Origin of the sequence: Lacisediminihabitans sp., assembly GCF_036404185.1 — a bacterium.
Taxonomy (GTDB): Bacteria; Actinomycetota; Actinomycetes; order Actinomycetales; family Microbacteriaceae; genus Lacisediminihabitans.
The window spans coordinates 1-7,174 of sequence record NZ_DASWPB010000007.1 but is presented as its reverse complement, the minus strand read 5'-3'; the positions used below and the strand labels follow the sequence as shown (position 1 = coordinate 7,174).

8 protein-coding genes are annotated in these 7,174 nt (G+C 68.7%); 2 read left to right on the top strand and 6 right to left on the bottom strand.

Features of this window, described 5'->3' with window-relative positions:
- The 3 genes from VGC18_RS00495 to VGC18_RS00485 all read right to left on the bottom strand — a co-directional run.
- A partial coding sequence (locus tag VGC18_RS00495) for a copper resistance CopC family protein (RefSeq protein WP_331093105.1) occupies positions 1 to 516 on the bottom strand: 516 nt, incomplete at its 3' end.
- A gap of 3 nt (positions 517 to 519) precedes the next feature.
- Entirely contained in the window at positions 520 to 1,227 is a 708-nt protein-coding gene (locus VGC18_RS00490; RefSeq protein ID WP_331093103.1) for a YcnI family protein, read from the bottom strand.
- A 99-nt stretch (positions 1,228 to 1,326) separates the two neighbouring features.
- Complete coding sequence (locus tag VGC18_RS00485; RefSeq protein WP_331093101.1) at positions 1,327 to 1,947, bottom strand: hypothetical protein; 621 nt, start codon at positions 1,945 to 1,947, stop codon at positions 1,327 to 1,329.
- A gap of 266 nt (positions 1,948 to 2,213) precedes the next feature.
- On the opposite strand from VGC18_RS00485, the gene clpX reads away from it, so the two are divergent.
- Positions 2,214 to 3,491, top strand: a complete 1,278-nt coding sequence (gene clpX / locus VGC18_RS00480; protein WP_331093099.1) for an ATP-dependent Clp protease ATP-binding subunit ClpX — start codon at positions 2,214 to 2,216, stop codon at positions 3,489 to 3,491.
- Positions 3,492 to 3,506: 15 nt separating this feature from the next.
- Here the strand turns inward: clpX and VGC18_RS00475 are convergent, their stop codons facing one another.
- Positions 3,507 to 5,543: a M3 family metallopeptidase gene (locus VGC18_RS00475; protein ID WP_331093097.1), complete on the bottom strand. Its 2,037-nt coding sequence runs from the start codon at positions 5,541 to 5,543 to the stop codon at positions 3,507 to 3,509.
- Positions 5,544 to 5,773: 230 nt separating this feature from the next.
- Here VGC18_RS00475 and VGC18_RS00470 point away from each other — a divergent pair, with 230 nt between their 5' ends.
- Entirely contained in the window at positions 5,774 to 6,019 is a 246-nt protein-coding gene (locus VGC18_RS00470; protein ID WP_331093095.1) for a hypothetical protein, read from the top strand.
- Between the two features lie 6 nt (positions 6,020 to 6,025).
- Here VGC18_RS00470 and VGC18_RS00465 read toward each other — a convergent pair whose 3' ends face one another.
- Both VGC18_RS00465 and VGC18_RS00460 read right to left on the bottom strand, forming a co-directional pair.
- Positions 6,026 to 6,265 (bottom strand): hypothetical protein, encoded by a 240-nt coding sequence (locus VGC18_RS00465; protein WP_331093093.1) that lies wholly within the window; start codon positions 6,263 to 6,265, stop codon positions 6,026 to 6,028.
- Positions 6,266 to 7,174: class I tRNA ligase family protein (locus VGC18_RS00460; protein WP_331093091.1), on the bottom strand; the 909-nt coding region annotated here is incomplete at its 5' end. It abuts the gene before it with no gap.

Sequence of the window (7,174 nt, the reverse complement as noted above, 5' to 3'; positions counted from 1 at the left end):
CGTTCCCCTGTCCACGGAGGCCGCACGGTCGCTCGCACCCGGGGTCTTCGCCGCGTTCGGGCTGAGCGTGCCGTGGCAGTCTGGCACCCTCGTGCTGCCCGCGCTCGGCGTGGTCCCCGCCGGCGGCTGCCAGGTGAAGGTGTAGCTGTCCGACACCGGATGCCCGTCGGTCGAGATCACCTGCCAGGTCACCGTGTAGGTCCCGGCCGCGCCGAGCGCGGCACCGGTGGACATCGCCGGCCCGTCGATGGTCACGCAGCCGTCACCGTAGTAGCGACCGGCGGCATCCTGCACCTGGAGGGCGAAGCCGGCGCCGTTCCCGCCGACGTCGAGCAGCACGTCGTTGGTGGTGATCGTGAACTCCCTGGGCAGCGAGGTGAGCACCTGCCCGGCCTTCGGGGTCGAGTCGACAAGGTAGTTGTGCGCCTGGGCGGCGGTGGCGAGCCCGAGGACCGGGATCGCGACCGTGAGGGCCGCGACCGTGGTCAGGGTGAGGAACCTCGTGCGGAGCCCCACGGGTCAGTCCGCCGTCCTGCGCCGGGTGGCGACGACGGCCAGCACGATGCCGACGGCGCCGACGACCAGGCCACCGACCCCCAGTCCGCGGGCGAGGGTGTCGGAGGAACCGGTCGTCGCCGCGGCCACCGGCTCGGCGCTCACCGTGGGGCCGGGCGTCGAGGCGCTCGCCGCCACGGGAGGTGCGTCGTCGACGTACAGCACGGGAGCCGGATGCTCGGCGCCGGATCCGGTCTGGGTCCAGGAGACGACGCTGCCGTCGCTGTAGGTCTGCAGTGCCGACAGGACGATCCTGCCGGTCTTCGGCACCGAGCCGACCGAGAGCGGGAACAGCTGCAGCTGGCCCTGTTTGATGTCGAAGCCCGGCTGCGCCGTCCAGATCACCTTCGTGACGGCCTCCGTGAGCTCGTTGCCGGCGACCGGGACCGGCTTGGGCAGTCTCTCGGTGACAAGCTGGGTGGTCCAGCCGGCGACCGGCACGTAGCTGACCGACGAGAACGGCGTGGCGGCGGGGATGTCCACCTCGAGCCTGGTCGTGGTGGCCGTCGCCGACTCGGTGGGCACCTTGAACGTGATCAGCGAGTAGGAACCGGCCGGCGCGGTGTTCGGGGTGATCGTGACGTGGGCGCTGGCCGCGAGCGGGAGGGTCAGGGCGAGCAGCGCTCCGGCGCCGATCGTGATGGACGTTTTCAGGACGATGTGTCTGGTCAATGTTTCCTCGGCAGATGATGACGTCGGCGACGACGGGTCGGCCCGCGGTGGGCACGGGCGGATCGGGGTCTGGCCGACCTCGGAAAGGGATGATGGATGTCAGAGCGGAACCGTGCCGAGGGGTGGTCCACGAAAGCGCAGCGTCGAGAAGACGAATCCGAGGTCGTGGGGCAGGAGCGCGCGGTCCGCCGCCACGGCGCTCGCGCGCGGCAGGATGGCGCCGGCGATCCGCGGCGGGTCGCCGAGCATCCGGGTGATGCCCAGCCGACCGAGCCCGATGAGCGCCCAGAAGGCGTGCTCGCCGAACCGGAGGGCAGCGATCGTGAGGACGGCGGCGATCGCGTGACCGAGCCACATCCGGGCATCCGTCGTCATGGCGTGACCCGGCACGGGACCGCCGGCGAGGGCGTCGAGATCGTGCGGCATCGCGCCGTGCCCGTGCTCCATGGTGCCCGGCGCTGCCGGCGTCCCGTCCGCGAGCAGGCCGAAGGCGCCGTGGAACAGGAACTGGCTGACGACGACCGAGATCGAGAGCCGGACCAGCGAGAGGCTTTTGCCGGAGAGGACGATGCAGACGGGGCCGGAGAAGGCGAGGCAGAGCACCACGCCGACGAGACTCGGCAGATGGCCGGCGGCGATCGTATGGGAGCAGACCGCGACGAACGTCGAGACGAGCGCGGCGAGCCAGCCGCGGACGAATCGCGCCCATCTCGTGCCCATGGTCTCCCCGGAGTTCGTGGCGGTGTGTCCTTCGAGAGAAGTCTAGAGAGTGGGACGGGCGGACCGCGGATCGGCCGGTCCGGTGCCCGTCGCGGTCTTTTGCTCCGCGGCTCGCCGGGTCTCATTTCGCCCCGATGCTCACCGGTGTCGGTGACTCGGGCTAGGCTCGGTAGAGAACCACGGTTGCACAGTAGTTCCGCTGATTGCCGGACCTGCACGACTCGGCTGAGTCGGCGGGGAGGGTCGAAACCAGGAGGGGGCCGAGCATGGCTCGTATAGGCGAGAGCGCCGATCTGCTCAAATGCTCCTTTTGCGGCAAGAGCCAGAAGCAGGTCCAACAGCTGATCGCCGGCCCAGGCGTCTACATCTGCGACGAGTGTGTCGAGCTCTGCAACGAGATCATCGAGGAGCGACTGGCCGAGGCGGGCGAGGAGACCTCGAGCGAGTTCGAGCTGCCCAAGCCCCGTGAGATCTACAACTTCCTCGAGGAGTACGTGATCGGGCAGGATGCGGCCAAGCGTGCGCTCTCCGTCGCGGTGTACAACCACTACAAGCGCATCAGGGCCCGCAACACTCTCACCTCGGCGGACGCGGTCATCGACGACGTCGAGATCGCCAAGTCGAACATCCTGCTCATCGGACCGACCGGCTGCGGCAAGACCTACCTCGCCCAGACCCTCGCGAAGCGGCTGAACGTGCCGTTCGCGGTGGCGGATGCGACGGCGCTGACCGAGGCCGGCTACGTCGGCGAGGACGTCGAGAACATCCTCCTCAAGCTGATCCAGGCCGCGGACTACGACGTCAAGCGGGCCGAGACCGGCATCATCTACATCGACGAGATCGACAAGATCGCCCGCAAGGCGGAGAACCCGTCGATCACCCGCGATGTCTCCGGCGAGGGCGTGCAGCAGGCGCTGCTCAAGATCCTCGAGGGCACCGTCGCCTCCGTCCCTCCACAGGGCGGCCGCAAGCATCCGCACCAGGAGTTCATCCAGGTGGACACGACCAACGTCCTGTTCATCGTCGCTGGCGCCTTCGCGGGGCTGGAGGAGATCATCTCCCAGCGTGCGGGCAAGAAGGGCATCGGCTTCGGCGCCCCCCTGCACAGCAAGGGCGACGACGTGAACCTCTTCGGCGAGGTTCTTCCGGAAGACCTGCACAAGTTCGGGCTCATCCCCGAGTTCATCGGCCGGCTCCCCGTCGTCACCACCGTGACCCCGCTCGACCAGGTCGCGCTCATGGAGATCCTCACCAAGCCGAAGAACGCGCTCGTCCGTCAGTACCAGCGCATGTTCGAGCTGGACGGGGTCATCCTCGACTTCGACCAGGACGCCCTCGAGGCGATTGCCGACCTCGCCGTCCTGCGACAGACCGGCGCCCGCGGGCTGCGGTCCATCATGGAAGAGGTCCTCGGGCCGATCATGTTCGACGTGCCCTCGAGCGACGAGATCGCGAGGGTCATCGTGACCCGCGCGGCCGTGCTCGAGAACGCCGCACCGACGATCGTCCCCCACCCCGTCGTGCGCCAGGAGAAGTCGGCCTAAGCCGCCGGGCGCAGGCTACCCCTCGAGCCCGCGCCGCTTGAGCAGCGGCTCGATGACCGCGTCGCGCCCGCGGAAGTCGCGGTAGGCCTCCAGCGGGTCCTTCGAGCCGCCGACGCCCAGCAGTCGGTGGCGGAAGCGGTCGCCGTTTTCGCGGGTCAGGCCGCCGTTCTCCTTGAACCACTCGACCGTGTCGGCATCGAGCACCTCGCTCCAGATGTAGGAGTAGTAGCCCGCGTCGTAGCCACCGGAGAAGGTGTGTGCGAAGTAGGCGCTCGAGTACCTGGTCGGTACGACGGGGTTGTCGAGGCCGACGGCGGCCAGCGCCTCCGCCTCGAACTCGGCGACGTCGGCCACGGTGTCGTCGGCGGTGATGCGGTGCCAGGCCTGATCGAGCAGGGCTGCGGCGAGGTACTCGCTGGTCAAGAAGCCCTCGTTGAAGGCGGAGGACGCCTGGACCTTGTCCACGAACTCCTGCGGCATGGGCTCGCCGGTCTCGTGGTGGACAGCGTAGTTGGCGAGCACCTCCGGCCACAGCATCCACATCTCGTTCACCTGGCTCGGGAACTCGACGAAGTCGCGGAACACGTTGGTGCCGGCGAACTTCGGGTAGGTCACCCGCGCGAACAGCCCGTGCAGGGCGTGGCCGAACTCGTGGAAGAAGGTCCCCACCTCGTCGTAGCTGAGCAGGGTCGGCTCTCCCTCAGCCGGCTTCGGCACGTTGAGGTTGTTGACCACGACCACCGACTGGCCGAGGAGCTCGTTCTGGGAGGCGAGCGGGTTCATCCAGGCGCCGCCCCGCTTCGAGTCACGGGTATAGAGGTCGAGCACGTACAGCCCGACGGGGGAGCCGTCCTCGTCGTGCACCTCGAAGACCCTGGCGTCCTCGTGGTAGGCCACGAGGTCGTCTCGCTCGGTGAAGGTCACCCCGTAGACCCGGTTCGCCGCGAAGAACACGCCGTCGCGCATGACGCGCTCGGCCTCGAAGTATGGGCGCATCGCCGCGGTGTCCACGTCGTACTTCGCGCGGCGCACCTTCTCGGAGAAGAAGGCCCAGTCGGATGCCTCGAGGACGAACTCCTCGCCGATCTGCGCCTGCAGGTCGGCCTGTTCCGCGCGGGCATTCCGCGCGGCCACGAGGGCGAGCGGCTCGAGCATGGTGGCGACGGCCCGCGGGGTCTTCGCCGTCTCGTCCGCCGTGACGTACGCGGCGTGGTTCTCGAAGCCGAGCAGACGCGCCCGCTCGGCCCGGAGCCGGGTGATCTCCAGCACGATCTCGCGGTTGTCGTTCTCGTTGCCGCGACTGCCGCGGGCGCGGGACGCATCCATGATCCGCCGGCGCAGGTCGCGGTTCGTCAGTGCTGCGAGGTAGGGGTGGCCGGTGGGCAGGACGAGCGTGATGAGGTACTTGCCGTCGAGTCCGCGTTCCTTCGCCGCCTCGGCCGCGGCGGAGATCTCGCCGGCACCGAGGCCGTCGAGCTCGGCGTCGTCGTCAACGACGACCGCGAGCTCGTTGGTGTCGGCCAGGAGGTTCTTCTCGAACCGCGTCGTGAGGGTGGAGAGCCTCTGGTTGTAGTCCCTGAGCCTCGCCTTGTCTGCCTCGTCGAGACCGGCGCCGGCGAGGGTGAACTCCGTGTAGTACCGCTCGACGAGGTAGCGCGATTCGGCGTCCAGGTCGAGCTCGTCCAGCCGGTCGTGCACGGCGGAGATCCTGGCATAGAGGGCAGAGTCGAGCTGGATGGCATCGGAGTGGGCCGCGAGCAGCGGTGCCATCTCCTCCTCGAGCTGGTTGGTGAAGTCGGAGCTGTCCGACGAGCTCTTGTTGAAGAACACGGTGCTGACCCGGTCGAGGATCTGCCCGGAGCGCTCGAGCGGGAGGACCGTGTTCTCGAAGGTGGGCGCCTCCTCCTGGGCGGTGATGGCGGCGATCTCGGCCAGCTGCTCCTCGAAGCCCCTCTCGAACGCCGGCCGGTAGTGCTCGTCGGCGATGTCGGCGAAGGGCGGGAGTCCGTAGGGGAGCGTGCTGGGGGCGAAAAAGGGATTCTGGATGGCCATGCCTCCAGCCTAGGGTTCGCCGGGTCTCGTCGCCGGACGCCGGTGCGCATAACTCCTGCAATCGCCTCCGGGAGACGCCCTTCTTCCCGTTCTGGCCGGGTATCGGCGAACAACTGCAGGAGTTATGCGCAGAGACGGCGTGATGCGAATCGGTCAGCATGCTGTCACCGGACGGTCACTGAAATGACAGTGGCCGGCTCTACCGTGGACCCAGGAAAGGGGTGAATCGGATGGCTACAGCTCTCAATCTCGACGGTCGCGGCGGCTCCTCGCTGCGCCGCGCACGACCCGGCGCACGTCCCAGGGGAATCGATCGGCTGGTGATCCTGGTCAGTATTGCGATGCTGCGCTGGGCCAGGAGGCGCGCCGACCGCGCCTGGCTGCCCTACGAGGAGCACACCCGTCTCGTCCGCAACTTCCTCGAGCGGCAGCGGCGGGAAGACGCGGCCAGGTCGATGATCGTGCGGGTTCCCTAACGCGACTCAGTCGTCCTGCGGGGGCTCCGGCTCGAGCACGACGACGTTGCCGTCGACGTAGCGGATGAGGGTGCCATCGTCGAGCTCGACCACGGCGTTGTCCTCGAGCCAGGTCAGCGTCCACCGCCAGCCGGTCGTGTCGACACTGTCGAGGCCGGCCTCGACCTCGCGCACGGCGACGGCGACCGGTGCAGGCAGACGGGCCGGGGCCGCTTCTCCCACCAACCAGCGGGTTCCGAGCTGCATCTAGGCCACCGCCTCGGCGAGCACGACGTCGGTCACGGAGATCTCGGCGCCCTCCACGACGTCCAGGCGACCGATGCGTCCGACCGCCTTGAGGTCGTCGATGGCCTCCCTCAGGAGCGCCGGTCCGGTGATCGTCGCGGAGACGACCTCGGTCTTCTGCGAAGCCTTCGCGTCGGTCTTCGCCCGGCGGACGCCGATGAGGGCCGCGCCGACGAGCGTCAGCAGCCCGCTCGGCTCGGCCTCCGCCTCCGCCGTCGGCCACTCGGCCAGGTGCACGGAGCCCTCGTGCGTCCAGGACCAGACCTCCTCGGTGGCGAAGGGGATGAACGGTGCGAACAGCCGGAGCAGGATGTCGATGCCGCGGCGCAGGGCGAGAACGGCCGAGGCCTGCTCCCGTGGGGTCATGGCCCCGTAGGCGCGCTCCTTGACCAGCTCGAGGTAGTCGTCGCAGGAGGTCCAGAAGAACTGCTCTGTCGTCTCCAGCGCCCTGGCGTGATCGAAGTCGTCGAAGGAGCCGGTGGCGATGGTCACAACCCGGTCGAGCTCGGCGAGCATGTCGACGTCGAGCGGGTTCACGATCTCGAACTCGCCCGACGGCAGCTCGAAGGAGTAAACGAACTTCGCGGCGTTGAGCACCTTGATCGCCAGGCGCCGCCCGATCTTGATCTGCTTCGGGTTCTGCGGGTCGAAGGCCGCGTCGGTGCCGAGCCGGCTGGAGGCCGCCCAGTAACGCACCGCGTCGGAGCCGTGCTCGTCGAGCATCGCGGAGGGCGTGACGACGTTGCCCTTGGACTTCGACATCTTCTTGCGGTCGGGGTCGACGATGAAGCCGGAGATGCCGGCGTTGCGCCACGGCACCGTGCCGTGCTCGAGCTCCGAGCGCAGCATGGTCGAGAACAGCCAGGTGCG

Bases quoted from the DNA above. Each gene is read 5' to 3' on its own strand.
- VGC18_RS00465 (WP_331093093.1), bottom strand. From the start codon at position 6,265: ATGCAGCTCGGAACCCGCTGGTTGGTGGGAGAAGCGGCCCCGGCCCGT.
- VGC18_RS00485 (WP_331093101.1), bottom strand. From the start codon at position 1,947: ATGGGCACGAGATGGGCGCGATTCGTCCGCGGCTGGCTCGCCGCGCTC.
- VGC18_RS00475 (WP_331093097.1), bottom strand. From the start codon at position 5,543: ATGGCCATCCAGAATCCCTTTTTCGCCCCCAGCACGCTCCCCTACGGA.
- clpX (WP_331093099.1), top strand. From the start codon at position 2,214: ATGGCTCGTATAGGCGAGAGCGCCGATCTGCTCAAATGCTCCTTTTGC.
- VGC18_RS00470 (WP_331093095.1), top strand. From the start codon at position 5,774: ATGGCTACAGCTCTCAATCTCGACGGTCGCGGCGGCTCCTCGCTGCGC.